This window comes from Mycobacterium conspicuum, assembly GCF_010730195.1.
Taxonomy (GTDB): Bacteria; Actinomycetota; Actinomycetes; order Mycobacteriales; family Mycobacteriaceae; genus Mycobacterium; species Mycobacterium conspicuum.
In genome coordinates this window covers 1323464-1350103 of record NZ_AP022613.1, presented here as the reverse complement: position 1 = coordinate 1350103, position 26640 = coordinate 1323464, and the positions used below count along the sequence as shown (strand labels likewise).

The following is a 26640-nucleotide window of genomic DNA, read 5'->3' as shown; positions in this document are numbered from 1 at the left end:
GGAGATGGATCCCGGTCAGGGTGAAGTATGTAGAAGTCGTTGCTGGCCGGTCTGATGCCTTCGGCGAACTTCTCGAAGTACTCGACCGACCTGTGAAGACTTTGAAGACCAACTACCCGAAGAATTGCTGGTACGTTGCGGCCACGTGCGACGAGATCGCTGAATCGCCGTTGGGCCGGCGCCTGCTCGGCGAGGAGGTCGTGCTGTGGCGCGGGGCCAGTGGGCGGGTCACCGCATTCGTAAACCGTTGCGCGCACAGAGCGTTTCCGCTGTCGCACAGTAGCGTCGACGGAGACCGACTGGTCTGCGGTTACCACGGGTGTACCTACGACGCCGACGGCAGGTGCGTGCACATCCCGTCTCAGCCCCAAGTCCCGACTGGGATGAGGGTGCGTGTGTTCCCTGTCCTCGAGCAACCACCTTTCGTCTGGATCTGGCTGGGACCGCCGGCCGCTGCCGCCGGCAGCGAACCACCACACACCTTGTGGATCAACGACCCGGCGTGGACAACGTTCGCCAGTGCCTGGCAAGTAAGCGCCAATTACATGATGGTCCACGAGCATTACCTGGACTTCAGCTACGCGCCCATCCTTCATAGGCGTGATGTGCCCCCGGAGGTCGAGAGCATGCCGGCATTCAACGATGTCGAAGTTACGGAAACCACCGTGTCTTATACTCGGCTCCTGCCGGAGGCCCAGCTCACCGACTGGGAGGCCGATTCCACCGGGCTGGACCGCGGCCTCCTATACAAGCGTAGCGAGAGCGGCACCTTCGTCTCTCCGGCGATGCACCGCCAATATTGGGAGATTGCAACCGCGAACGGCGACGGATACACCACGACCCGAACCCACGGCATCACGCCCGAGACGGAAGCATCAACTCACGTGTTCATGCAGGCGTCCCGCAACTATCGGACCGATCGCGATGAGGTGACCACCCGTCTGCGGTCGTTCCTGTCCGAGGTTGCCGAACGCAACACTTCCATACTCGAGATGGCGTCCAGCCACTCCGGCTATGACAGGTGGCGGGGCGGCGTCGAATTCCAGGCGGACGCGGCTGCCCTGCGCGCTCGACGCATCGTGGGCGTGATGTTGGCTAAAGAAGCGGGCCGCTCCGCAATACGACCCGGTCTCGCGCCGAATACCAGGAGTGACGCACTGAGCCCTCTCCGCTCTGTCACGGCTAGTTGACCATTATTCAGCACTCGACCGCGCCAAGTCGATCAGGTGATGACTTCACCCGGCCGAATTCGCGCACGACGCAGCCTGCCCGATCATTCATGAGTGGGCATGTAAGCGGCGCATGGCCAGCCGGCGCATGATTCCATTTCATCGCTGCATCAAAAGGGTGACGTCGCAATCAACTCGGCGCGATCGAGCGCCGCTGCGCGGTGCACGTGCGCGACCCGATACTCCTCGCTGGTGACCATGCTCAAGAAAGCTTCTGGGGTTGGATACTCAACGACGACGATCATGTCCCACCACGGGCGTTGGCCGCTCCCAATGACATACAACGGCGAAGACCCGCCGTAGCGCACCGGCGCGGTGCGCGAATCGTTCCTATGACGGTTTGGCAACTCGATGTCCGTCCAGCAGGCCGGTCAACCCGCTCGGTTCGTGTGGCCCGATGGCGATCTGTTCGACGACGCCGACGCCGCGGCGGTCACCCATCGTTGCGGTTACGAGGTTTTGGAGGTGGATTGAGGCGAAGTCGGTGGGATCGAAGTCGTCCAGTCTGATTGACTCGCGCCCGGTCTCGAGCGGGCCGTGGATGGTTCCGTGACCCCAGTGGGGATGCCAATAGCCGATGCCGCGCATGCGGAAGGTGAACTTCTTTTCGACCTCGATGAGGACTTCGCCCTCGTCGGGGTGATCGAACCACAACCGCGCGCGTTTGATTTCTCGGCGTCCCGGCTCCCATTCGAGTTCGTAACGGATGTCATGACATTCGCGGACACCGGCCGTACTCCACGCGGTTGCGCCGTCGGGGATGGGATCGATGACCAGCGCGGTCTCAAGCCACCGTCTGCCGTCTTCGTGCTCGTGCACGGCCAGATGAGTGAAGCGGTCGCCGAAATGCAGTGGTGCCCAAAGCCAGAACACCTGGAACGGCATGGGCTGTCGGATGACCTGCACCTGCTCACCAATCGGGCGCACGCCCCACGAGCGATCCCGCGTGCCCGAAACCTCGACGGGATCGATCTGCAGCTCGTCGCCGTCGACGGTGACGGTGCCTTGCCAGGTGCCCCACTGGGTTAGACGAGTGTGGTCGGTGAGCAGGATTCCCTCGGGCGTGCGTCGTTGCTGGCGGGGTTCCTCGACGGCGACGGTCGTCGCGCGGAAAACCAGGTCGCACGCGATGCCGTGATCATTGGGCTCGACGACGTAACGGATGGTGCGCATCGGTTCGACCACGTCGACGCGGATCGGCCCGACGGTGGTGGATCGGTCGGTCGGCATCGCGCCGGAGGCGAAGACCGAGTGCTCCACCCCGTCGCGCACGATGCTGAATGCGGCGTCGATCACGCCCCGCACCGGGTAATGACCCATTGCCGCACCGAAGTAGAACGCTCCGTCGCGTTGATGCCCGTTGAACCAGTACCGGTCGTAGTGGTTGATATCGCCCGTGGCGGGGTGGGCGATCGGATCCGCTGAGGGGTGGATTGGGAAGTCGTCGAACGGGCTTAGCAAGGTTCCTCCAGGTGGTTAGAGTTTGGCGACTGCGCCGCCGTCGACGTCGAGGACTGCGGCGGTGATGAAAGCTGCTTCGTCGGAAGCCAGGAACGCCACGGCGGCTGCGACGTCCTCCGCGCGGCCGTGGCGCTTGAGTAACTGGATGTCTTGATAGTGGGACCAAAACAGGCGGTCCTCGCCGAGGAAACTCTGCCACTTGTCGGTCAGGATGCGGCCTGGGCGCACCACGTTGACGCGCAGCCCATGCTCGCCGCCGCGGCCCGCGAGATGCTTTGCGAGTCCCTCGATCCCGGCCTTGCTCGCCTGGTAGGCAGCAGAGGGCTGAAAGCCACCCATCCGTTCCATCTCGTGCGCGCCGACGCCCATCCACGCCGAAAGCGACGAGATGACAACGATGTTTCCCTGTGTCGACACCAGATGGGGCCACGCCGCCCGACACGTGAGCATCGTGCCGTGCAGGTTGATGTCGACCAACTCCCGCCATTGCTCGAAGGGTTCGTCGGGCCAGGGCCCGATGTTGGCGCCGCCCGCGTTGGCGACGACCACATCAAGCCGCCCATGGCGGTCCACGGCCGCATCGATGACGCCGGCAACCGACCCCTCGTCGGTGATATCCGCAGCGACAAACGTCGCCCCGTCGGGCAATGGCAACTCTGGCGCATGACGTGCACAGGTGACGATCGAGGCCCCTTCGCCGGCAAGGCGTTCCACGATACCGCGCCCGATTCCGGTGGTCCCTCCGGTCACGATCGCGACCCGGCCCCGGTAGCGCTCAATGCTAATCCGGGACGCCGTCACAGCAGAGACATCGCGTCTAGATCACGGATCGCCGCCGACGCCCGCTCGGCCATGATGGGGAACATCCGGTCGCCCCGTTCGGTGGGCTGGGCGACGGATGCGCCCAACACGGTGATGAGCGGGCCTTGGAACAACCCGTAGCGGTAGTCCTCCCAACACTGTTCGGCGCCGTAGCCGTCGACTCCGAGCGCCACGAGGCGATGGTGGTAAGCCTCGACGATCCCCTTCTCGCCGACACGACGGCTTTCCGTCGACAGACCAGTGCCAACCAGGAAGGCGACATCGCGCAGCGGGCACCCGACGGTGACGACCTGCCAATCGACCGCGACCACCGGGCGGGGCGCATCGGATCGCGCGAAGAGCAGATTATCCAGCCGGTAGTCACTGTGCAGCATGGCGAACGGCTCGGGCCGCCGAGTTGCCCACTCCACGAACCGATCAGCGAAGCCGCGCAGCGTGGCCGCGGTGTCCGGGGTTACCTCATAACGGTCCAGAAACTGCGCGGTGGCGTCCACCAGGAACGCGGCAGCCATTTCTGGGTACGCCCCGAGATCTGGTATGAGCCAGTCGAGTTCACGAACCGCCGGGTCGTTCCATGTCGGCGCGTGCAATCCGGCGACGTTGACCGCGGCCGCACGAGCCTGATCCAGAGAGCAACCGGCGATCTGGTCGCCGGCCTCGGCGGGTGAGAGGTCCTCCAGCACGAGCGTGAATCCGTCGCCGCGCTCGTTCATCCCGGCGAAGAAGCACCGAGGAGTGTCGAGATGCACCCGATTGGCGACCTCACGGTAAAACGTCGTCTCGCACCGGTAGCCGAGCTGGCCGGCGGCGCGGCTTGCCGGATCGGTGGCCGGCAGCTTCACGATCAGCCGGTCCGGACCATCACCGGCGTCATACGCAATGAACAGCCGATAACACGAACCCATCTGCCCGTTGCCGACCGGCTCCGTGATCACGCGGCAGACGGTGGTCACGATGCCGTTCTGCGCGAGGACAGCTGTCATCCACTCCGGGTTGACATCGTCCACCGACTCTAGTGCCGCAGCTTCCATCAGCTATCCAGCTCCAACGCCTTCGTGTCGCAGGTGCAGATAGACCTTAGATCCGGATGAACACATTTTTGGTGCGCAGGAACTCGAAGAGTCCTTCCCGGCCGCCTTCGCGGCCGTACCCACTCTGCTTGTAGCCACCGAACGGCGCCGCCGGTGGGAGCCCGGATGTCCCGTTGACCGAGATCGTTCCCGCCTGCAGTAGCGGTGCGATGCGGTGCACGCGGGCGATGTCGCGGGTCTGTACGAACGCGCCCAGGCCGTAGGGGGTTGCGTTGGCGATGTCGACGGCCTGGTCCTCGGTGTCGAACGGCGTGATGGCCAGCACCGGGCCGAACAATTCCTCTTGCGCGACAGGGCTTTCGGGATCGACGTCAACGAGCAGGGTCGGTTCGATGTAGTAGCCTCCGGCAATGTCGGGGGCGAGCTTATCCGGTGGCGCGGCGTGTCCCCCGCTGATCAGGCGCGCGGCGGCGCCGGTTTGTGCGCGTTGTATTGCCGTGAGCACGCGCGCGTAAGCCGCCTCGTTCACCACGGGGCCCAGGGTCGTTTCGGAGGCAAACGGGTCGCCCAGACGCAGCCCCGATATAGCTTCCGCGGTCGCTGCGACCACCTCGTCGTAAACAGATCGGTGCACCAACATGCGGGTTGCCAGGACGCAGCCCTGCCCGGCCATCGTGAAACAGGACTGCACCGACAGCGCTGCGGCCGCGTTAAGGTCGGCGTCGGGGAAAACAAGGTTGGCCGACTTGCCGCCGAGTTCGAGCACGACGGGTTTTACGGTGTGCCTGGCGGCGTCGAGGATGTTTTTCGCGGTGGCGATTCCGCCGGTGAATGAGATTTTTCCGACGTCGGGATGCCGGACCAGGGCTTCGCCGGCCGCGGCGCCGCCGGGCAACACCTGCAGCACTCCTGGTGGCACACCGGCTTCCAGGGCGATTTCGGCGAACCGGGCCACCGTATATGGGGCAAGATCGGGCGTTTTTAACACCACGCAGTTGCCCGCGGCCAGGGCGGGAGCGACCTTCATGCCCACCGAGACCATCGGTCCGTTCCAGGTCAGGATGATTCCGACGACACCGTAGGGTTCGGCCAGGGTGTAGTCGAAGCCGGCGTTGAACGCCGGGGTCAGTGGAATGGTGGCGCCCTCGATTTTGTCTGACCAGCCGGCGTAGTACCCGAACCAGGCGGCGCACATGTAGGACAGGCTCATCGAGGTGGTCAACGGGTGGCCTAATTCGGCGGTCGTGCGCCTGCCCAACTCCGGCAGGTCGGCCTCCACCAATTCCTCGATGCGCTGCAAGATGCGCCGGCGTTTGTCCGCAGACAGCGCCCGCCACCCCGGATACGCCCGTTTGGCCGCGGCGACGGCGGCCTCGACTTCCTCGGGGCCGCACATTGCGATGGTGCCGTTGACCCTTCCGGTGGCGGGATCGGTGTGGTCCACCTCGCCGAGGGACGTCTGGTCAAGCCATGCCCCGTCGATGAGTGGCCGGGCGATGCCGAGTTGGCGCCGCTTGGCCAGCGGGTCATCGATGAGTGTGGTCATAGCTGCGCGTCTCCTTTGATCCGTTGATGTGTTCGGTGCTGTCGAGGTCACACGCAGAGGTCGTGTCCCATCGCCGCCAGCATCCGGTGGGCGGCGGTCAGCAAATGATCACCGCCGGTGGCGTTTTCGGCGAGGTCTCGGGCGATGGCGACGTCTTTGCCGAGCAAGCCCGCGACGGTGCGCACGCGAGCCGACGGTGGCCGAAGGTCTCCGAGTAGCCCGGCGTACATCTGCACCGCGAAGCTGCGTCCGCTGGCGTGCTGCAGGATGCTCAGCAGGGCGGTCTCGTTCACGCCCAAATCAGCGGCGAGCTCGACAGTCTCATGTGCCAAACCGAGCGTTGCCGTAAACAGCAGGTTGTTGAGGAGTTTGGCGAGCTGGCCGGAGCCCAGGGCTCCGACGTGCACGACAGGGTTGCCGAAAGCGGACAGCACGGGCGCGACCCTGGTGTAAACGTCGTGATCGCCGCCCACCATCACGAGCAGGCGCCGAGCACGGGCCGCCCCGCCGCCGCCGCTGACCGGTGCGTCTAGTACGTCGGCGCCTCGTTCGCTGAAGCGGTCGCCCAGTTGCCGGCAGGTTGTGGGGTGCACGGTGCTGTGAATCAGCACCGACGTTCCCGGCGTGATCCCGGCCAACAATCCGTTCGGGCGCAGCGCCACCTCGACCACATCGTCGTCATTGAGCACGCAGATGCCGACCACATCGGCCAGTTCAGCGAGTTCGGCGGGGTTGGATGCTATGCGCGCGGTGTTGGCGAACGGCTCGAGGGCCTCGGGTCGGCGGGCCCACAACACGGTGTCGTGACCCGCGTCGATGAGTGCCTGGGCCATCGGCGCGCCCTGGCTTCCGAGGCCGATGAATCCGACGGTCGGCTTGGCGGCGGTCATGGGCCGGCCAACGCGGCGATCTGGGCGTCCAGGAAGGCGTCGATGTCGTCGGCCCGCTTGCGCACGATGTCGGCAACTTCGTGGTGGGTGGTGAGGAAAAAGGTGTCGTTCTTGATGGCGTCGACGACGAGCCGTCCCACTTCGGTGGCCTCAATGGGCGCAAGGCTGGGCGCCCGTATCGATTTCGGGGTGCCGAACACGGTGACCTGTTCGGCGATGGCTGTCCGCACGGGTCCGGGGCATAGGCATGTGACTCCCACCCCGCGGGGACGGGTATAGAGCGCCAGCGACTCGGACAGTGTCACGACGGCGCCCTTGCTGGCGGCATAGGGAAGACGGTCGTAGCCGTAGGGCCACAACGCCGACGTCGATGCGGTGTTGACGATGTGACCGCGGCCCTGGGCCAGCAGTCCCGGCAGGAAGACCCGCAGGCTGCGGGCGATCGACAGCACGTTGGTGTCGAAGGTGTGCGCCCACGCCGACAGCGGCAGGTCTTCAGGCGCCCCGACTGCGATGACACCGACGTTGTTCATGACGATGTCGACGGCGCCGTACTCGGCCAGCGCCGCGTCCTGCAGGCGCTGGACGTCCGCATCGCGGGTCACGTCACAGCCCACGGCGTGGGCGCTGCCCCCCCGGGAGGCGATCTGCTCAGCGGTTCCCGACGCTCGTTCGAGGTCGATATCGGATACGACTATCCGGGTCCCTTCTGCGGCCAGCGCCAACGCGCACGCGCGACCGATGCCGCTGCCGGCACCGGTGATGACCGCGACCGCGCCGGTGAGGTCACGCATTACCGTGCTGCCTCTGCGGCGCCACGCTGGATGCCCGCCCAGCTCTCACTGACCACCTCGTCGAGGAACTCGGCTTTGGCGAAGCCCGAATAGACGGCGAAATGCAGTATCAGCTCGCGCATCTCGTCGATGGTGACGTCGCCGCTTTTGAGCGCGGAGTAAAAGTGCGACCTGATCGGTCCGACGGTGTCGTCGAGACCGACACAGGCCAACGTGATGAATCGGCGGTCGCGCGTCGTCAGCCCGGGGCGTTGCCACACCTCGCCGAACACGAAGTTCAGAATGCCGGCGGTGCGGTATGCCGTCGTTCGGCCCGGATAGGGGACGCAGTTGACCGCGGCGAAACACTGCTCGCCGTTGCTGATTCGCGTCTCGGGATCCATCCCGGCACTCCAGACATCCCAGGGTCGGCCGTCGGGCCCGGGCTCTCCGCGCTCGGCGGCGACGCGGGACTGTTGGCGCCAGACCACTTCGTCGAGGAACGAGGCCTTGGGCCAGCCGCAGTAGACGGCGAAATGCAGAACGAACTCCTGCATTTGCTCGAAGGTCATGTCGCCACTGCGCAGCGCGGCGTACACGTGGGCTTCAATGGGTGCGACGGTATCGGCTGCGCCCACGCAGGCCAGGGTGATCCACCGTCGGTCCCGTCGGCTAAGGCCGGGGCGCGCCCACACTTCGGGGAAGACGAAGTCGAGCAGTCCGGCATCGCGGTAGGGGCTGGCATCCAAGGCGCTGGGGACGGTCATGACGTCGCTGAAGACCGCCTCGCCTCGTCGGCGCCGTTCCGCGCTGTCGGTGGCTAATTCTGATGTCATGTGGTTGGCCTCCCGCTGACCGTTTCCGGTATGTCGATGACTAAAAGCGCATGATCCAGCCGCCGTCGACACTGATGGTTTGGCCAGTAATCCACCCGCCGGCCGCCGACACCAAAAGCAGTAGGGTGCCAACCAGATCCTCAGGGGGACCTTCGACATGGGTTTTGAGTGGGATCGGCGCTTTGATCGATTCCCGGATCGGCCCGTCTGGGAGCGCCCGCATGCCGGCCTCGTCGGCGACCAGACCGGGCGCGATCGCGTTCACCGTGATGCCTTTGGCGCCCAGCTGAGCCGCGAGGTTCATCGTCAATCCCACCAGGGCGTACTTGCTGACTCCGTAAACGCCGGCGGGCTGGAAGGCGCCCGCCGAGACCATGTTCACGATCCGGCCGCCGCCGCGCGCAGCCATCGCCGGCGTCGCGGCCTGCGTGCACAGCAGCGGTCCGGTCAGGTTTACCGCGATGACTCGCTCCCACCAGTCCAACGGGAAGGTGTCCAGGGGGCCGAAGGGGATTTCTGCCATCAAGGCGGCGCTGTTGATCAGGATGTCCAGCCCACCCCAGCGCTCCGTCGTATCGGCGACGACCGCCTTCGTCGAATCGGGGTTGGTCACGTCGAGTCCGACGCCGATGGCCGCGCCGCCATCGGCGGCAATGGAGTCGGCCACCTTGGCCGCGCGTTCATGGTCGAGGTCTGCCAGCACCACCGAAGCGCCCTGCTCGGCGAGCGCGCGGCCGAACACCGCCCCAATACCGCCCGCACCGCCAGTGATGATCGCGACTTTGCCCGCTAGATCGGTGTGCACCCACACAGACTCGGGCATCGCAGTGTCTAATGTCAATCGAGTGCCATATTTTTCCCTTCGCAGCACATCCGGACGAGCGGCCGTTGTGCGAGGCGTCGGGACACAGCGATCGACATTGCAGACGGTGCCGGGGGGTGTCACTCTAGTGACATGTTTCCCTTGAGTGTCGTAACTGGCGAGGAGACTGCGGCCACGAGCCGACGTGACCGGAACAAGTTGCGCACCCGGTTTCGGTTGCAGCGTGCCGCACTGGAGCTGTTCGCAACCCATGGTTATGACGCGACGACCATCGCCCAAATCACCGAGGCCGCCGACGTTTCGCTCCGGACGTTTTTTCGGTATTTCGACGCGAAGGATGAGGTGCTGTTCGCCTGCGATGAGGGTGAGCCGCCGTTCTTTCAACTACTACGCGACCAACCACTTGATGTCGACGACATCGCGGCCGTGCGAGGCGCGCTTGCGGCCCTGTTGCCCCAGTCCCGCGCCGAGGAGGAGCGTACTCTGCTCCTCAAGCGCGCACTGGTCTCAACACCGGCTCTGGAAGGCCGAAACTTGGCGATTCAGCGCGACTTTCAGAACAGGATCGCCCTGACTCTTGCCCAGCGGCGGGGTCTCAGCCAACCCGACGATGCGTCGCTGGTCGCTGCAGCGATCACGCAGGCGGTGATGCACTTGGCGTTCGATCGCTGGGCCGCCAGCGGCGGACGCGAGGACCTTCAGGCAGACCTAGGCACGTTATTCGACCTGGTTACGTCTATACCGTCGGGATAGGTCAGGCGCTGAATGCCGGAAACCGAAGCGCTGCAACAGCTTATGACGTTGAGGGCGACAATATAGCCAACCTCGATACAACCCCGTCGAGCAGTCCGGCGACATGGGCCGGGGTCGAGGTTAGTTCCCCGACTGCCTCGGCAACCGAAAGTGGTTGCCCGTCAAGGGCTCGCCTAATTCATTGTGGGGATGACGAATTCGGCGCCGTCCTTGATGCCGGACGGCCACCGTGAGGTGACGGTTTTGGTTTTGGTGTAGAACTGGATCGACGCCGGCCCGTGCTGGTTCAGGTCGCCGAAGCCGGAGCGCTTCCACCCGCCGAAGGTGTGGTAGGCCACCGGCACGGGGATGGGCACGTTGACGCCGACCATGCCCACCTGCACGCGCGAGACGAAGTCGCGGGCGGTGTCGCCGTCGCGGGTGAAGACCGCCACGCCGTTGCCGTACTCGTGCTCAGACGGCAGCCGCAACGCCTCTTCGTAGTCGTGGGCGCGCACGATGCACAGCACCGGCCCGAAGATCTCGTCGGTGTAGATCGACATGTCCGGGGTGACGTGGTCGAACAGCGTGGGGCCGATGAAGAACCCGCCCTGCAGGTTGGCGTCACCGAAAGTCAGGTCGTCGCTGGCCCGCTCGCGCCCGTCGATCACCAATTCCGCGCCCGCCTCGACGCCCTGGCCGATGTAGTCGCGCACCCGGGCCAGGGCGGCCTCGGTGACCAGGGGGCCGTAGTCGGCCTTGGGGTCCAGGCTGTGCCCGACGCGCAGGTTGTTGATCCGCTCGATGAGCCGGGCGCGCAACCGGTCCGCGGTCGCCTCGCCGACGGGCACCGCGACGCTGATCGCCATGCAGCGCTCCCCGGCGCTGCCGTACCCGGCGCCGATCAGCGCGTCGACGGCCTGATCCAGGTCGGCGTCGGGCATCACGATCATGTGGTTCTTGGCGCCGCCGAAGCATTGCGAGCGCTTGCCGGTGGCCGCGGCGGTGGAATAGATGTAGTGCGCGATGTCGGAGCTGCCGACGAAGCCGACGGCCTGGATGTCGCGGTGGTGCAGGATCGCGTCGACGGCCTCCTTGTCGCCGTGCACGACCTGGAAGACGCCGGGCGGCAGGCCGGCTTGCAGGAACAGCTCGGCCAGGCGCACCGGCACCGACGGGTCGCGCTCGCTGGGCTTGAGCACGAACGCGTTTCCGCACGCCAGGGCCGGTCCGGCCTTCCACAGCGGGATCATGGCCGGGAAGTTGAACGGCGTGATGCCCGCGACCACGCCCAGCGGCTGGCGCAGCGAGTAGACGTCGATGCCCGGGCCGGCGCCCTCGCTGTACTCGCCCTTGAGCAGATGCGGAATCCCGATGGCGAACTCGATCACCTCGATGCCGCGCTGGACGTCGCCCCGCGAGTCGGCCACCGTCTTGCCATGCTCAACAGACAACAGCTCGGCCAGCTCGTCCATGTGGTCGTTGACCAGCTGCACAAACCGCATCATCACCCGGGCGCGGCGCTGCGGATTCCACGCCGCCCAACCCTTTTGGGCCTCGACGGCCGAGGCAACCGCCGCGTCGACATCGGCCTTGCCGGCCATCGGCACCTGCGCCTGCACCTCGCCGGTGCTCGGGTTGAAGACGTCGGCGGTGCGGCCGGACTGGCCCGCGGTGCGCTTCCCATCGATGAAGTGCGGGATCTGTCTCGTTAGCGCGTTCATTGTTTCGTCCTGCGTTTGTGTTTCGGGTCGAACTGGCATGACGCTTCATCATTCGGCCGCAGGACAGTGCGGCGGATACAGACTCGGCGGCATAGTGCGGCGTGTGCTCTGAGCACCCTATTGCGGCGGCGTGACCCCGTGGCGGGGGCACGGGAATGACCGAGACCACGACGGCACCATTGCAGAAGTAGAGTATCTGATGCTCAGTAGAATAGTCATTGGTCGCGTGAATAGAAGGTGATGTTCTACCTATGAATCACATGATGGTTCCTCCGGACGTCACGGAGACCGCCTGGCCATCGACCCCGCCGTTCCGGAACCAAGACGGATGACGAGCAGGCGCATCGCAGCCATTCGGACTGGAGCCAGTTATGCGGCTGCGTTGACTTCCGCGCATATCTTGGCGGCCGGCGCGGTCTCGTTGGTAGTCGTCTCGCTCACCCGAAACACCAGCGGCGACCCTTCCGCCCTCTCCACCAGCAGGAACCTGATCGCCTTGTGCGGTCTGGCCGCAATCTCGGCGACCGTCGGTGCGATGGCGGGCGTCTTGAACATGGTCCCGTCCTTCCGTTGGTTCGCCGACGGCTCCGAACCGACCCGCGCTCAACAGCGCGCGGCCATGCGCATAGCCCCCCGCCAAACCGTCGTCCAGTTCGGTATCTGGGTCGCCTGCGGGGCGGTATTTGTCGTGGTCAACCTACGTGCCGGGGCCGCCGTCGCGTTGGTGATCGGTACCGCCATTCTGTTCGGCGGTGCCGCCACCGCCTCGATGGGCTACCTGATAACTCAACGGGTCCTGCGGCCCATCCTTGCGGCATCGATGAAGACCGCAACACCGACCGGCGCAATGCCGGGTGTGCTTGCACGCCTGATGATTACGTGGATTCTCTTCAGCGCGTTGCCCACCGCCGGGATTGCGTTGATCGCCCTCTCACGCTCCAACGGCTGGCTCGTACGGAAGTCAGCGCCGATCGAGACGCCGATTGTGGTGCTCGCCGCGGTATCGCTCGCGTTGGGATTGCGGGCGATGATCCTGGTTGCACGGTCGATCTCGGACCCCGTTCGTCAAGTCGTCGTCGCGATGACCGAGGTGGAACACGGTGACGCCGGCGCGCTCGTCGAGGTTTACGAGCCCTCCGAAATCGGGCGACTCCAGGTTGGGTTCAACCGGATGGTGGCGGGACTTCAGGAGCGTGAACGGCTGCGGGACCTCTTCGGGCGCCACGTTGGTGCCGACGTGGCGCGCCAGGCACTCGAACAGGACGGTTCCCTCTCGGGTGAGGTTCGAGACGTCGCCATACTCTTCATCGATCTGGTGGGGTCCACAGCGATTGCCGCCTCCCGGCCGCCAGGGGAAGTGGCGGAGATCCTGAACGACTTCTTCCGCATAGTGGTTGCTGCCGTGCATGATCGGCGCGGCCTGATCAACAAGTTCGAAGGTGACGCCGTCCTGGCGGTGTTTGGGGCACCCATCGGTATCGATGAACCGACGTCGGCGGCGCTCGCGACGGCTCGTGTCCTCGGAACGGAACTGAGGAAGCTGCCACTCGTGGACTTCGGCATCGGGGTGACCGCCGGTGCGGTGTTCGCGGGCAATATCGGCGCGGAGAACCGCTACGAATACACGGTGGTCGGAGACGCCGTCAACGAGGCCGCGCGCTTGGCCGATCATGCCAAGAAGTGGGGCTCCAGAATCTTGGCGTCCGGCAATGCACTTGCCGGCGCCGACACCCGGGAACGGAAGCACTGGGTGACGCGGGGGTTCGCTACGCTTCGGGGCCGATCGGCGATTACCGAGCTGGCAGAACCGTTGCTGAACGACTGAGACTATTTCGGGGGCATCCTGATCCCGCCGTCCACCCGGATAACCTCAGCATTCATGTAGGAGTTGGTCACCAGTTCGACAACCATCGAGGCCAACTCTTCGGGATCGCCCAGGCGGTGTGGGAACAGCACGGACTCGCCCAACTTCGCCTTGAAGGCTTCTGACCCCTCCCCCTCACCGTAGATCGGGGTGTCGATCAGGCCGGGCGCGATGGTGTTGACCCGGATCCCGACCGCGGAGAGGTCACGCGCAACCGGCAGCGTCATGCCCACGACGCCGCCCTTGGACGACGAGTACGCGGCTTGTCCGATCTGTCCGTCGAAGGCGGCAACGCTGGCCATCGACACGATCGCGCCACGCTCGCCGCCGGCCAGCGGCTCGGTGCGGCCCATCGCGGTTGCGGCCAACCGGATACAGTCGAAGGTGCCGATCAGGTTGATGGCGATGACCTTCTTGTAGGCGTCGAGGTTGTGCGCCGAATCGAACTGACCGTCTTTGCCGATCGTGCGCTGTGCCCAGCCGATGCCGGCGGAGTTGACCAGAACGCGCAGCGGCCCGAGGTCGACTGCCTCATTCACGGCCGCCTCGATCTGCGCCGTATCAGTGACATCGACGCTGACGAACGTGCCACCGATACTTTCGGCAAGCTCTGCCCCGCGGTCTGCCTGCAGATCGGCGACGACAACCTTCGCGCCCCGCGCGGCTAACAGGCGGGCAGATGCCGCGCCGATGCCCGACGCGCCACCGGTGACTATTGCGCTAGCTCCGTTGATTTCCACGACGACAGGTTAGCTAACCGGGCCACCGGCCGGGACGAGGTCGGCGACCAAAGCGCACCCGCTCGACCGGCTGCGGAACGTCTCGGTCATGCCGACCGGCGCGTTCGGGGCCGCGGCCGCCGCGAGGGCCTGCGCCTTGAAGACCCGCGCCGCCGCGCTCAAATGATGCCGCACCGAATCCGTGGTTTCGTCGAGTTCCGCCGACCGTGCTTCACCCCACAGCGTCACCTCGGTCAGCTCGCGACCAAGTGCCTTCAGCACACCCCTGCGCACGCGCAGGTCGCTGCCGAATAGATCACTCGCGACCGCGAGGGCCTGCGGACGCGGACGGTCGTCCCGCGATATGAAGGCGGCGTCGAGGCTGAGGGTCTGGGTTCCGAGGATCTGCAACGGCCGCACGTCGGAGTGGTCGGCGACGAAAACAGTAACGTCCCACCCGGCCATCACCCGGTCGAACAACCACCCGCCGGCGTGGGTCACCACCTCGAGCACGCTCGGGGCAACGACATCGAGCCGATATCTGATATTCAGCCCGTCGGCGCCAGGTCGTGCGCGATCGACCCCGCGTGCTGCTTGAACACCCGGATCAATGGTGCCTAGGGATTGAGCGGTCATTTAGTTTCCATTCCGTTGATAGAGACCTCACTGTGGGCTGGCGCAGAGGTGGAGCTGAGCGTGCCGGCGAACCAGCAGGCTGTCCACCCACCGCGGGGGGCGGACCGGGTCGATCCAGAAGTCGCGGGTTTGCTCGAGGATTGCGGTGAGCACCGCGCGGGCCTCGATGCGCGCGAGCGCGGCGCCGACGCAGAAATGGATGCCGTGCCCGAACGCGAGATGGCGTTTAGGGGAATCGCGCGCCAGGTCGATTTCGTCCGGGTGGTCGAACTGCGCGGGATCTCGGTTCCCAGCCGCGAAGAAGAGCAAGACCGTGGAACCCGAGGCGATGTGGACGCCACCCAGCGTGGTGTCGTGCGGGACGCTGCGCATCATTTGCCGAAACGGCGACTCGAGCCGCAGGGCCTCCTCAACGAATACATCGATGTCCTCCGGCTTTTCACGCAGCCGCTGCTGCAACTCGGGATTTTCGGCGAGCATCCGGACCGCATTGCCCAGCAGGCTGGTCGTGGATTCCCCGCCGGCGCTCAACAGGGTGTGCAGGATGATGCTGGACTCGCCCATCTGCAGGTTGCCGGCGTCCAGCGCCCGGCGCACGGCTAGCAAGATCCCCTCGTCTGCGCCCTCTTCGGTGTGCGCGATCTGGTCGGCGATCCACGCCTCGACTGTCTCGGTGCGGGCGACGAGCGCGTTCAGCTGATCCAGCGACATCGTGCCGCCAATCATCGTGGTGGTCTCGAATGCCGCTTCCAGCAGCTGCATCGGGTCGATATCGCGGAAGCCGATCAGCCTGGCCACCACCGTGATTGGCACGACGTTGCCGATCGTCGCCATGAAGTCGAACCCGTCGTCACTCAGGGCCAGCTTGATGGCGGACGCGGACAGCGCGCGGATGTCGTCCTCCAGGGAGCGCATCCGCCGTGCCACCAGTTCCGGGAAGACTGCGCGCCGATGCACCGTGTGCACGGGAGGGTCCGCGGTCGCCAGTGTCGGCATGGCCGCCGCACCGAAGTCAAGGCGGGCGGGCAACCCGTCCCGGTCGCGGTGCAGCAGACAATGCATGGTGGAGGAGAAGTCCTCGGGCCGCGCCACGGCCTCCGACAACAGCTCGAAGGTACTGACCGCGACGATGTCCGTGCCGGGCACCACCCAGACCGGTGCCTGCTTCCTCAGCGTCGCGTAGAAGTCGTAGGGGTCCTGCAGGACCGCCGGGTCCAACAGCATCGAGGCCGTCAACATGGTCATCGGCCCGCGTTCACCGTGGTGTCCCCTGCACTAAGAGACCCACGCCAGTTCGATCCGTTGCCACCCGTTGAGCAGTGCCGTCGGATTGCGTTGCAGTGGCGCGCCGGTCAATTTCAGGCGGTCAAGGTAGGGCAGTAACCCGCCGATGGCCGTCCGCGCTTCCTGACCGGCCAGATGAGCGCCCAGACAAAAGTGGATGCCGTGGCCGAACGAGAGGTTCTTGGTGGCGGGACGGGTGATCAGAAATCGGTCCGGGTCCTCGAAGCGCCGGGGATCGCGATTGGCGGCGGCCATATGCAGCGCGACGATGGCACCCTTCGGGATCGTCGTTCCGGCAACCTCGGTCTCTTCGGTCGCCTCACGAAACGCGAACTGGATCGGCGCCGTAAGCCGATTCGCTTCGTCGACCGCATTGGGCAGCAATGACGGATCGTCGAGCAATAGTTGGAGCTGATCGGGGTTGGCGAGCAGTTCGACCACGGTGTTGCCGATGAGGTTGGTAGTCGTCTCGTTGCCGGCGACCATGATGGTGATCGCCATCATCAACGTTTCGACGGTGCTCAGCGACTCGTTGTCGATCGCCCCGACCATCGCGCTGACCAGGTCACTCCTCGGCTCCACGCGCCGCGCTTCGATCAACGGCACAAAGTATGTGCCGAACTCCTTGACGGTGCTCAGCATCAGCTCGTTGCGTTCGACGGGACTGCTGAACACGCCGCCGGCAGCGGCGGCGAACGCGTCGGACCAGCGCTTGGCGCGGCCGTACTCGCTTCGGTCAATGCCGAGAATGTGACAGATCATCTCCACCGGCAACGGGACGGCCAGCCGCTCGACAAGATCGAAGCTGGGCAGGTCGCGGATGCCGCTCAGGCAGCGGTCGACGATCTCGCTGATCGCGGTGGCCATCTCTTTGATTCGCGGCGGCGTGAACCCCCTGCTCACTATCCTGCGCATCCGGGTGTGTTGGGGCGGGTCCGCGGCGGCGATGGTCTTCGCGGACGCCATCTCGTTCAAATCGACGGGGATCCCCGCGGTCAGGGCCATGAGTCGCTCGATGACCTCGGGTTTCATCTCGGCATCCGGCGGCGGCGAATCCCCTTCATAGGGGTTGGGGCGCGACGAGAACGCAGCAGGGTTCGACTGCACGGCCTTCACGTCATCAAATCGGGATATCACCCAGATGTTCGAACTGGTCCGGTAGACGGGAAATCGCTCTCGCAGCGCCGCGTAAAGCTCTGGCAACCGCTCAGGCGGACCGGGACTGAACGGCTCGAACTCCAACACTCTTCCGTCGGCCGACAATGTCTCTCCTGTTCACTGGCGAATGCCGCAAGCCGTTGTCTCGCACACCGGACGGCGGCTCCCCCGGCACAGAGTATGTTCGTCATAGTAGGACGTGATTTGCGTATGAAGCAAGGATCGGTAGAGTTTTAGAGCACCTAACGTCATCAGCCGCTGGGGTCGCTCACGGGTGCAGGCGTCGATGAGGAGATGAGATGGTGTTCGCTACTCGCGTCGCGAAGGCGGTGGTCGCCCTGGCGAAGGGCGTCGAAAGCGCCGCGCCACCGCGCCAGGTAACGATCTATCGGACGCCGGTGGCGTTGCTAGGCCCGCGGATCTGGGCCGTGACCGTGGTGAATCACGGCAGCTCTTTAGCCGTCGACCTGCAGGTCTCCGTGGACGCGGTCGACTCCAGGGGCCACGGTGTGCCGGGCGGGGCCACACGCTCCACCCAGACCGTCGCCGATGTCTTCGCCAGGCTGAGCGCCGGTCGCTGGCCAGACGCGCATCACCCACTGCTCGAACCGGGCGGGGTGTTACCAACTCGGCGGCCGGCATTCCTGGCCAACCGGATGGACCTTATTGCTGCCCACAATGCGGTGAACTTCCCGCGCTGGCTACGGCCAAACCAACACGCTTCCGCCCTTTACCGGTTGGAATCCAACGCATCTCTGAACGTGCGGATCCAATACGAGGACGAGACGGGCACGGTGTGGTCCAGGGCGAACGATGCAGAGCGCGAGAGGGTTTCGTCGATATCGCCCGGCCGCCGTTCAGTAGACCGGCGATAAGGCTCGCGTCGTGACGTCAAGGACCTTTAGGCCCCCCAATATCCCGCCCTACGAGGTGGTCGGTGGTTGGGCGGATCTGTCCGCGGTGCCGGGCGCCTCGTCCTGTTGGGTGCACAACGCCATCGCCGCCACCGACGACGGGGAGATAATCGGTTTCCACGCCGGACAACTCGTCGCGTTCGACACCGAAGGCCATCTGCTCCGCGTGGCCGAGACGGGCCTCACCGAAGGTCACGGCATCACCCTCGTCCGCGAGGGCGATGACGAGTTCCTCTGGGTGAGCGATCCCGGATTCGTGTTCAGCTGCGGCGCCGACGACGGCGACCCCGACTGGGCTCCCTTGTTCGGCAAGGGAGTCCACTGCCAGACCCAGGCACCCCGCGTGGTGAAGATGACCCTGGACGGTCAGATCCGTTCCGAGTTGCCTATCCCCCCGCGGGATCCGGAAATCCCGGCCGGTCCGATGGGGCCGTACTGCCCGTGTGGATGTGCCGTGGACGAGGAGCGGTTCGGCGGACAAGGCGACGTCTGGGTGGCGGACGGGTACGGGTCGGGCGTCGTGCACCGCTTCGACAAGCATGGGAACCATCGCTCCACGCTGACCGGCGACGAAGCCGGCCAACGACTGGCGTGCCCGCACGCAATCTTCATCGATCGCCGCAAAACGGCCCCGGAGCTCTATATCGCCGACCGGGTCAGCACCCGCGTGCTCGTCTACGATCTCGACGGCCGCTACCTGCGGAGCTTCGGTGAGCAGATCCTCCACAGCCCCAGCGATTTTGCGCAGTGGGGCGACCTGCTGGTCGTCGCCGAGCTCTATGGGCGAGTGGCCGTACTCGATCCCGAGGACCAGCTGCTCGGGTACATCGGCGACGACCCGGCCGCGGTCCAAGGGTGGCCGTCCCGGCCGGGATGGCCCAATGCGCTAACCGATCACGGGCGCACCGAGCGACCCCACCTGCCCCGGCACGATCGCTTCAATTCCCCGCACGCTGTCGCAACGGACGCCGACGGAAACCTCTATGTGTCCGAATGGTTGTTGGGCGGGCGTTACACGAAGCTCACCGTCCTCCGCTGAGGCGACGGTGCGAGCTAGATCCGTTCGACGACCAACGCGGAGCCCATCCCTCCCCCGGCGCACATCGCCACCACCCCGATGCGCGAATCACGGCGTGCGAGTTCATGAACGATCGACACCACCATCCGGGCGCCCGTCGCCGCGATCGGGTGACCGAGGCTGATGCCGCTGCCGTTCACGTTCACGACTGACTCGTCCAAGCCGAGGTCACGCGTGCACGCCACGGCCATCGTGGCGAACGCCTCGTTGATCTCGAAGAGGTCCACGTCGCCCAATGTGAGACCACTGCGCTTGAGCGCCAACGGGATTGCGGTCACCGGGGCCATACCGGTGTGCTCGACCGGCACGCCGACGGATGCCCAGCCCCGGATTCGTGCCAGCGGTGCCAGGCCGCGACTGGCCGCGAAATCGGGGCTGGCGATCACCAGAGCGGCGGCGGCATCGTTGATGCCTGCGGAGTTTCCAGCGGTGACAACGGCATCCGGCATCTCCGGGTGGAGGACCTTCAGCCCGGCGAGCGTTTCGGGGGTGGTGTCCCGCGGGTGCTCGTCGGTATCAAACAGGACTTCGCCGTGGTTGAGGGGGACGGCGACGATCTCGTCGTCGAAGTACCCCTTGGCAATCGCGTTGAGCGCTCGCTGCTGTGAGCGTGCGGACCAGGCGTCGGCTTGCTCGCGGGTGACGTGGTGTAGTCGGGCGGTGTTCTCGCCGATGGTGACCGACATGTCGAAGGCCGGCACGCCCGGGGCGTCGGGGTGGCTCTGCGGCGACCATCGGCTGGGTTCCTCAGCACCGGGCAGCACTTTTGTCAGCCGCGGCATTGTGCTCGCGCTTTCCGTCCCGCCGGCAACGATCGCGTCTGCCATGCCGGCCATGATGGTGGCGGCCGCCAACTGCACGGCGGTGGCGCCCGAGGCGCAGTGCCGATTGATCGCCACCCCGGGCACGTTGGTCATGCCGAGGCGCACCGCGATGTTGCGGCCGATCACCCCTCCGCCCTGCAGGGACTCCGCCAGAAACAGGTCGTCGAGGTCTGCTACCGGGAGCTGTGACCGTTCGACGGCCGCAGTGACGGCGACCTCGGCGAGCTCGTAGGCGTCCACTGATGTCAGGGATCCCTTGCGGGCCCGCCCGATTGGCGTTCTAGCGGCCGAGAGGATGAGCGCGTCAGACATCGTTGTCGCTTCCGTCGAAGGTTTCCAGCAGTGTCAGAACAGTCACCGACCGCATCCGTCAGTCCGACGCCGGTAGCGCATTGGGCGCCTTGGTGGTGAGCTGCCGCCCGTCGGCGCTGAGTACACCCCGTCCGGCCTTGGTGCACAACACTTCTAGCCCGCTCTCGGTGTCGACGTAGCGCTTACCGAGCACGGTGTCCTTCTCGGCGGTCGACGCGCCCGAGGCCCCCGCCGTCGGGTTCTGTGTCATCGGTTACCTTTCGAGCGACGCAGCGGAATGTTCAGGTCCAGAAGTTGTACAGGGTGCGGGCGTTGAGCTCGACGATCTTGCGTGCTTCGTCGTCGGGCACGTCGACCAGGTGCTCGGCGAGCAGCTTGCGGGTGTGCGGCCAGTTGGAATCCGAGTGTGGGTAGTCGCTTTCGAACATGATGTTGTCGACGCCGATGCGGTGACGCTGCTCGATCCCGGACTGGTCGGAGATGAAGCACCCATAGATGTGCTCACGGAACAGCTCCGAGGGCAGCTTGTCGGCGTTGATGTTGCACCAGTACTTGTGCCGGCCGAACGAGTAGTCGACGCGTTCCAACAGGTAGGGCATCCATCCGATACCGCCCTCGGACAGCGCGACCTTGAGTTTGGGGAACTTGTAGAACACCTCCGACATCAGCAGGTCGACGGTGGCCATCATCGAGTTCAACCCGAACAACGCGATGCCGATGAACAGGTCGCCGTCGGGGGCGAGGCCCTGCGGCATGCCACCGGAGCCGAAGTGCATGGACAGCGGCAGTCCGGCTTCCTCGCAGACGCGCAGCAGCGGATCCCAATGGTCGGTGTGAAACGACGGCAGTCCGATCTTGTGCGGCGCCTCGATGAAGGAGATGGACTTCGCGCCCTTGGCTGCGGTGCGCTCGACTTCGGCGACCGAGGCCTCGATGTCCCAGAACGGGACCATCATCAGGGGGATCTGGCGCGCGGGAGCATAGGCGCACCATTCATCGAGGATGAAGTCGTTGTAGGCGCTGATGCACAGCTTGGCGAAGTCCTTGTCGTTGGCCTTATGGAAGGTGCTGCCGGCGAACCCGCCAAAGTTGGGAAAGCACAGCTGGGCCCATACGCCCTCGATGTCCATGTCCTTGATGCGGTCGGCGATCTCATGACACCCCGGCAGCATGTCGTCGTAGCTTCGCGGGTCCATCCCGAAGTCGCGGGGATGCTTGCCGGCGACGGCGTTGAGGGCAAAGTTGCCCGACTGGCTGCCCTCATAGAGCCAGGTGTCGTTGCCGTCGGGCAACTTGACGATGCGCGGAGCCACCTCGGCGTACTTGGCGGGCACGCGGTCCAGCCAGACGCGGGGGTGCTCGATGACGTGGTCGTCGACGGAAATGATCTTGGCGTCGTCGGGCAACATGGGGATTCCCTTCTGGAAGACCGGTACGCGAGCGATCACATAGTCCGTGATCCGACCTCTCCCCAGAGTAGAACGATAAGTTCGATTTCTGCAATGCAGGTGTGCCATTGTTGGAGCCGATGACCCTCGCGGTCAGTCCGCAATTATCCGTGAGGCCGCTGACTCCATCGCTAACGGCGGTTCCCGAAGGAGGCCGCCTAGGACGTCGTCGTCGATCAGATCGAAGACTGGGGGTGCTGCTGCCGCGCACAACGCGTGGGCTTCACGCAGGCCTGGTCGGCGATCAGCTTAACGCACCGTGTAGACGGTCACATTCTTTTTGTGACAACCTAGGTCTCTCGTATTGCGTAGCATAAGTTACTTCCGTGGCACACTTCCGTCTGTTGAATCATGCGTCAGGCGGCTGGGCCGGTAGCGATTCCACCCTGAGAGGACCCCGATAACTGTGGACAACGTTCTGGTGATCACAGGAGGTGCGGGCGGGATGGGAATGGCCTGCGCCCGTGCACTGGCCAGCCGCGGGCGTCTCCTCCTCGTAGACGTGCGCGAGGACCTACTCGACCAGGCGCGCAAGGCCCTGAGCGCGCACGGGACGCACGTCGAGACGCTGCGCTGCGACATCACCTCCCCGGCTGATGTCGCCGCGGTCGCCGATCGGGTACACGAGCTTGGCCGTCTACGCTGCCTCGTGCACACCGCGGGTGTCTCGCCGGAAATGGCCGACGCGGCCACGGTGCTCGACGTGGACCTGGCCGGATCGGTGCGCATCACCGACGCCTTGTTCCCTTTGGTTAACCCCGGCAGCTCCGCGATCCTGATCGGATCGATCGCCGGATATAGCGACGTCCCCGCCGCCGTGGAACCGTTGCTCGACGACCCGCTTGCCGATGGCTTCCTGGCCGCGGTCGAACAGGCCATGGGCGACGCCCTCGACAGTGCCACGGCCTACGTCCTGGCCAAACGCGGCGTGACCCGTCTGGCCGAACGCCTCGCCACGCCGTGGGGCAAAAGGGGCGGCCGCACGGTCGCGATCTCGCCCGGCCTGATCGACACGCCGATGGGCAGGCTGGAACTGGATCGTCAGGAGATCATCCCGGTGATGATCGAGGTGACCCCGGTCAAGCGCCCGGACCGGCCGCTGCCGGGGCGCCCAGAGGACATCGCCGCCGCGGTGGCCTTCCTGGAATCCGACGCCGCAGCGTTCATCTCCGGCTGCGACATTCGAGTCGACGGTGGACTCGTGGGGGCGGGCAAGCACCTGATGGGTGTCGGCGGATGACGGAGACCAATTCCGTGTGGATCGACCCGGAGATCTGTGAAAGTGTGCGCGGATTCCCCGATTTCGACTTCTCGCTCGACGCACTTCCGGCCATGCGCAGCGGGTCGATGTTCGAGCCGCAGTCGGCACCGGACGTCGAGCGCGTCGAGCTGGCCACGGAACGCGGCGGCGTCGCGCTGTCGGTGCTGCGACCCGTCGAATCCGCGGCCGAGCCGCCCGTCCTGTTCTGGATGCACGGCGGGGGGATGGTGATCGGCAACCGGCACATGGACGATGCGCGCCTGATCGAGTGGTGCCGCTCGTTGGGTTGCGTCTGCGTCAGCGTCGAATACCGGCTGGCGCCCGAATCGCCTTATCCCACACCGCTGGACGACTGCGAGGCCGGGCTGCGCTTCGTCGTCGAGCACGCCGATGATCTGCGCATCGACGCGCGACGGGTCGGGGTCGGCGGACGCAGTGCCGGTGGGGCACTCGCCGCGGGTCTGGCCATGCGGTGGCGTGACCACGCGAACGCCCCGCTCGCTTTCCTATACCTGGAGTATCCGATGCTCGATGACCGCGGCCTCACCCCGTCGAGCCAACTCGACGGCTTGCCGATATGGTCCCGCGAATCCAACACGTTCGGCTGGCGCAGTTATCTCGGCGACCGGTACGGCACGGACCACGTGCCGGGGGATGCGGCACCGGCGCGGGCGACCGAATTGGGCGGCCTGCCATCGACATTCATCGGCATCGGCACGGCGGACTGCCTGCGCGACGAGTCGATCGATTTCGCCGCGCGGCTGTGCCGGGCGGCGGTACCCACCGAACTGCACGTCTACGCCGGCGCCGTGCACGGCTTCGACATGTTCGCCGACACCTCGGTCGCCCGGACCGCAGCGCGCGACAGCGCGGACTGGCTGGCTCGCCAGTTCGGCTTGCCCACGGTCAACTCTTAGGCGGTAGCCGCTTCCAGCGCCGCCGCGAGTCGCTCGTGGTGCAAATAGGGATCGCCGAACAGGACCTGGTTCGCCTTGGCCCGGCGGTGATAAAGATGCAGGTCGTGTTCCCAGGTGAAGCCGATACCGCCGTGCACCTGAAGAGCTTCACTCGTCAGAGCGGCGATCGCCGACGACGTGTAAGCCTTCGCGACGCTGGCGGCTTCCTCGGCGTCGTCCGCATCGGCCGCCACCGACATCGCGGCGTAGTAGGTGGCGGCCTTCGAGGCTTGCAGCCACATTCGCATCGTTGCGCATTTGTGTTTGACGGCCTGGAAGCTGCCGATGGCGCGCCCGAACTGGACCCGCAGCTTTGCGTACTGAACGGTCATCTCCAGCACGGCCTCGCCGACGCCGATGTCGTCGGCGCTGACAAGCACAGCGCCGCAACGGTTCTGGTGTGCGAGCGCGGCTTCGGCAGCTTCGCCGACGTACAGCAGCGCCGAAGGCGCCACCACCACATCCTCCAGGGCAACCTCGTCGAGGCGCCTGGTGATGTCGAGGGTGCGCTGTCGGCGCACAAGCAGTCCTGGGGCCCGCCGGTCGACAAGGAACTGCGCCAGGCGGCCTCCGAGGCGCGTGGTGACCAAGATCCAGCGAGCGTTATCGGCGTCTTGCACGGCGGTCTTGATGCCCTCCAGCCGGTAGCCGTCGGCGTGGTCACGGGCTGCCGTGCAAATGGCGTCGGCTTCCCACGGCTGGCGCGCCTCGGCGAATGCCCATCCTGCGACGGCCTCGCCGCCGGCCAGTAGCGGCAGTACCTGCGAGCACAGGTCGTCACGTCCCGATTGTGAGATCGCCACAGCCGCAAGGGTGTTGCCGATGAGTGGCCCCGGCTGCACCGTCCTGCCGTGTTCTTCGGCGATCAGGGCGACGTCCACCAGATCGCGCCCCAGACCGTCGTATTCCTCGGCGATAAGCAATCCCGCCCACCCCAGTTCCGCGCCGCGCTGCCAGACGCGCTCGTCGTAGCCGCGGTCATCATCGGAATCGGCGAGTTCGCGCACGCGGCTGATCGGCGATTCGCGTGCCAGCAATTTGCGGCTGCTTTCGACGAGCATCCGTTGTTCGTCACTCACGGTGAAATCCACGACTTACCTCCGAAGACGTCAGGAACCGCGCGGTTCCCTGGGCAATCCGAGCGAGCGCTCGGCGATGATGTTGCGCAACACCTCGTTGGTGCCACCGGCGATCGTCAGAGCTCGCGAATACAGGAACGCGTCCTGCCACCAACCGCCGGCGATCGCCTCGGGGTCGTCGTCGGTGAGCAGCGCGTCGGTGCCTTGGAGTCCGAGTCCGAACTCGGTGAGCGCGAGATTGCTTTCGCTGTAGAGCACCTTGGCCAAAGGGGCGTCGCCGGGATCGGCCTCGCCACTCAACGCGCGCGACAGGTTGTATTGGCCCAGCCGAACGTTGACCCGCGCGGCCGCGTAGAGCCGGCCGATGTCTTGGCGGACCGCATCGTTGTCCAGCGCGGCGCGGGATCCGCGCCGCAGTGACCGCGCCATCGTTACCGCATCGCGCACCGCGCGCAGCATGACGATGCCCGCGGTGCCCACACTGGAGCGCTCCTCGACGAGGCTGGTGGTGGCGACCTTCCAGCCTTCGTCGACTTCGCCGAGCACGTTGTCCTTCGGTATCCGGACGCCGTCGAAGAAGACTTCGTTGAAGTCACTGGTGCCGGTGATCTCGCGGAGCGGCCGCACGTCGACGCCCGGACTGGTCATGTCCAGGATGAACGCGGTGATGCCCGCGTGCTTGGGAACATCGGGGTTGGTTCGAGCCAACAGGTAGCCGAGCTGGGCGTGTTGGCCGTTCGTGGTCCAGACCTTTTGGCCGTCGACGACGAAGTCATCGCCGTCGCGACGCGCGCGGGTGGACAGGCCGGCCAGGTCGCTGCCCGCGCTGGGCTCGCTGAACAGCTGGCACCAGATGTCCTCGCCGGTCCGGATCCGGGGCAGGTAGCGCTGCTGCTGGTCGTGGCGCCCGCAGTGGATGAGGGCCGCGGCCGCCAGCAGGCCGGCGCCGATCGGCGTGGGCACCCGCGCCCGCGCCATCTCCTCACCCACGACGGTCGCGCGGAGCGCGTCCTTGGCGCCGACACCGCCCCATTCGGAGGGCCAGTCAGCACCCACGTATCCGGCTTCGAAAAGCCGGGCGGTCCATGACCGGAGGGCGGGGATGTCCTCGGCTTCGGGTGCGCGGGTCCCAGCTCTGCCCTTCGTGCGCACCGCTGGGCGGTGTTTCTCGAGGAAACCTCTGACCTCCGCGCGGAACTGATCGATCTCAGGATCCTGTTCCAGCTTCATACGTCCGTCC

26 protein-coding genes are annotated in these 26640 nt (G+C 65.8%); 7 read left to right on the top strand and 19 right to left on the bottom strand.

Annotated features, from left to right (window positions below):
* Window positions 1–20 precede the first annotated feature (20 nt).
* Complete coding sequence (locus G6N66_RS06505; protein ID WP_232079218.1) at window positions 21–1190, top strand: aromatic ring-hydroxylating dioxygenase subunit alpha; 1170 nt, start codon at window positions 21–23, stop codon at window positions 1188–1190.
* Between the two features lie 149 nt (window positions 1191–1339).
* Here G6N66_RS06505 and G6N66_RS29985 read toward each other — a convergent pair whose 3' ends face one another.
* The 9 genes from G6N66_RS29985 to G6N66_RS06465 form a co-directional block, all read right to left on the bottom strand.
* Entirely contained in the window at window positions 1340–1474 is a 135-nt protein-coding gene (locus tag G6N66_RS29985; RefSeq protein WP_256250778.1) for a DUF1330 domain-containing protein, read from the bottom strand.
* Between the two features lie 85 nt (window positions 1475–1559).
* Window positions 1560–2690, bottom strand: a complete 1131-nt coding sequence (locus G6N66_RS06500) for a hypothetical protein (protein ID WP_062906587.1) — start codon at window positions 2688–2690, stop codon at window positions 1560–1562.
* Between the two features lie 15 nt (window positions 2691–2705).
* A complete protein-coding gene (locus G6N66_RS06495; RefSeq protein ID WP_158084895.1) occupies window positions 2706–3440 on the bottom strand; it encodes an SDR family NAD(P)-dependent oxidoreductase in 735 nt (244 codons plus the stop codon).
* 47 nt (window positions 3441–3487) lie between these two features.
* Window positions 3488–4543 carry a phosphotransferase gene (locus G6N66_RS06490; RefSeq protein ID WP_071509975.1) on the bottom strand — a complete coding sequence of 352 codons (1056 nt, stop codon included), beginning with the start codon at window positions 4541–4543 and terminating at the stop codon, window positions 3488–3490.
* A gap of 46 nt (window positions 4544–4589) precedes the next feature.
* Window positions 4590–6089 (bottom strand): aldehyde dehydrogenase family protein, encoded by a 1500-nt coding sequence (locus tag G6N66_RS06485; protein ID WP_083074721.1) that lies wholly within the window; start codon window positions 6087–6089, stop codon window positions 4590–4592.
* 47 nt (window positions 6090–6136) lie between these two features.
* A complete protein-coding gene (locus G6N66_RS06480; RefSeq protein ID WP_062906554.1) occupies window positions 6137–6979 on the bottom strand; it encodes an NAD(P)-dependent oxidoreductase in 843 nt (280 codons plus the stop codon).
* Entirely contained in the window at window positions 6976–7773 is a 798-nt protein-coding gene (locus G6N66_RS06475; protein WP_062906555.1) for an SDR family NAD(P)-dependent oxidoreductase, read from the bottom strand. Before G6N66_RS06475 ends, G6N66_RS06480 begins: the two co-directional genes overlap by 4 nt.
* A complete protein-coding gene (locus G6N66_RS06470; RefSeq protein ID WP_062906556.1) occupies window positions 7773–8588 on the bottom strand; it encodes a carboxymuconolactone decarboxylase family protein in 816 nt (271 codons plus the stop codon). The genes G6N66_RS06475 and G6N66_RS06470 overlap by 1 nt, the downstream gene beginning before the upstream one ends.
* 40 nt (window positions 8589–8628) lie before the next feature.
* Window positions 8629–9411 carry an SDR family oxidoreductase gene (locus tag G6N66_RS06465; protein ID WP_062906557.1) on the bottom strand — a complete coding sequence of 261 codons (783 nt, stop codon included), beginning with the start codon at window positions 9409–9411 and terminating at the stop codon, window positions 8629–8631.
* Window positions 9412–9543: 132 nt separating this feature from the next.
* Here G6N66_RS06465 and G6N66_RS06460 point away from each other — a divergent pair, with 132 nt between their 5' ends.
* Complete coding sequence (locus tag G6N66_RS06460; protein ID WP_062906558.1) at window positions 9544–10164, top strand: TetR family transcriptional regulator; 621 nt, start codon at window positions 9544–9546, stop codon at window positions 10162–10164.
* 173 nt (window positions 10165–10337) lie between these two features.
* On the opposite strand, the gene G6N66_RS06455 is transcribed toward G6N66_RS06460, so the two are convergent.
* On the bottom strand, window positions 10338–11867 hold the full coding sequence (locus tag G6N66_RS06455; protein ID WP_062906559.1) for a CoA-acylating methylmalonate-semialdehyde dehydrogenase: 1530 nt from the start codon (window positions 11865–11867) through the stop codon (window positions 10338–10340).
* Window positions 11868–12195: 328 nt separating this feature from the next.
* Here G6N66_RS06455 and G6N66_RS06450 point away from each other — a divergent pair, with 328 nt between their 5' ends.
* The gene (locus G6N66_RS06450; protein ID WP_062906560.1) at window positions 12196–13692 is read left to right on the top strand and encodes an adenylate/guanylate cyclase domain-containing protein; all 1497 of its coding nucleotides are present in this window, start codon (window positions 12196–12198) and stop codon (window positions 13690–13692) included.
* Between the two features lie 2 nt (window positions 13693–13694).
* Here G6N66_RS06450 and G6N66_RS06445 read toward each other — a convergent pair whose 3' ends face one another.
* From G6N66_RS06445 to G6N66_RS06430, 4 genes are all read right to left on the bottom strand, one after another.
* On the bottom strand, window positions 13695–14471 hold the full coding sequence (locus G6N66_RS06445) for an SDR family oxidoreductase (protein WP_062906561.1): 777 nt from the start codon (window positions 14469–14471) through the stop codon (window positions 13695–13697).
* A 9-nt stretch (window positions 14472–14480) separates the two neighbouring features.
* Window positions 14481–14996 carry a hypothetical protein gene (locus G6N66_RS06440; RefSeq protein ID WP_062906583.1) on the bottom strand — a complete coding sequence of 172 codons (516 nt, stop codon included), beginning with the start codon at window positions 14994–14996 and terminating at the stop codon, window positions 14481–14483.
* A 117-nt stretch (window positions 14997–15113) separates the two neighbouring features.
* Window positions 15114–16331, bottom strand: coding sequence for a cytochrome P450 (locus G6N66_RS06435; RefSeq protein ID WP_071509974.1), 1218 nt, complete (start codon window positions 16329–16331; stop codon window positions 15114–15116).
* A gap of 30 nt (window positions 16332–16361) precedes the next feature.
* Window positions 16362–17477 carry a cytochrome P450 gene (locus G6N66_RS06430; protein WP_232065687.1) on the bottom strand — a complete coding sequence of 372 codons (1116 nt, stop codon included), beginning with the start codon at window positions 17475–17477 and terminating at the stop codon, window positions 16362–16364.
* 350 nt (window positions 17478–17827) lie between these two features.
* Between G6N66_RS06430 and G6N66_RS06425 the strand changes: the two genes are divergently transcribed.
* The gene (locus tag G6N66_RS06425; RefSeq protein ID WP_231111495.1) at window positions 17828–18403 is read left to right on the top strand and encodes a hypothetical protein; all 576 of its coding nucleotides are present in this window, start codon (window positions 17828–17830) and stop codon (window positions 18401–18403) included.
* Window positions 18404–18413: 10 nt separating this feature from the next.
* Window positions 18414–19481 carry an NHL repeat-containing protein gene (locus G6N66_RS06420; protein WP_232065688.1) on the top strand — a complete coding sequence of 356 codons (1068 nt, stop codon included), beginning with the start codon at window positions 18414–18416 and terminating at the stop codon, window positions 19479–19481.
* 14 nt (window positions 19482–19495) lie between these two features.
* Here G6N66_RS06420 and G6N66_RS06415 read toward each other — a convergent pair whose 3' ends face one another.
* From G6N66_RS06415 to G6N66_RS06405, 3 genes are read right to left on the bottom strand one after another with little or no spacing between them, the layout of a single operon-like run.
* Window positions 19496–20656, bottom strand: a complete 1161-nt coding sequence (locus G6N66_RS06415) for a thiolase family protein (protein WP_062906565.1) — start codon at window positions 20654–20656, stop codon at window positions 19496–19498.
* Window positions 20657–20714: 58 nt separating this feature from the next.
* Window positions 20715–20906, bottom strand: coding sequence for a hypothetical protein (locus G6N66_RS06410; RefSeq protein WP_062906566.1), 192 nt, complete (start codon window positions 20904–20906; stop codon window positions 20715–20717).
* 31 nt (window positions 20907–20937) lie between these two features.
* Entirely contained in the window at window positions 20938–22065 is a 1128-nt protein-coding gene (locus G6N66_RS06405) for an amidohydrolase family protein (RefSeq protein WP_062906567.1), read from the bottom strand.
* 445 nt (window positions 22066–22510) lie between these two features.
* On the opposite strand from G6N66_RS06405, the gene G6N66_RS06400 reads away from it, so the two are divergent.
* Together G6N66_RS06400 and G6N66_RS06395 are read left to right on the top strand one after the other, a co-directional pair.
* Window positions 22511–23344, top strand: a complete 834-nt coding sequence (locus G6N66_RS06400; RefSeq protein WP_083074720.1) for an SDR family oxidoreductase — start codon at window positions 22511–22513, stop codon at window positions 23342–23344.
* Window positions 23341–24282: an alpha/beta hydrolase gene (locus G6N66_RS06395; protein WP_071509973.1), complete on the top strand. Its 942-nt coding sequence runs from the start codon at window positions 23341–23343 to the stop codon at window positions 24280–24282. Before G6N66_RS06400 ends, G6N66_RS06395 begins: the two co-directional genes overlap by 4 nt.
* Here G6N66_RS06395 and G6N66_RS06390 read toward each other — a convergent pair.
* Together G6N66_RS06390 and G6N66_RS06385 are read right to left on the bottom strand one after the other, a co-directional pair.
* A complete protein-coding gene (locus G6N66_RS06390) occupies window positions 24279–25400 on the bottom strand; it encodes an acyl-CoA dehydrogenase family protein (protein ID WP_256250721.1) in 1122 nt (373 codons plus the stop codon). The genes G6N66_RS06395 and G6N66_RS06390 overlap by 4 nt on opposite strands.
* 30 nt (window positions 25401–25430) lie before the next feature.
* Entirely contained in the window at window positions 25431–26630 is a 1200-nt protein-coding gene (locus tag G6N66_RS06385; RefSeq protein WP_062906571.1) for an acyl-CoA dehydrogenase family protein, read from the bottom strand.
* Window positions 26631–26640: the final 10 nt, after the last annotated feature.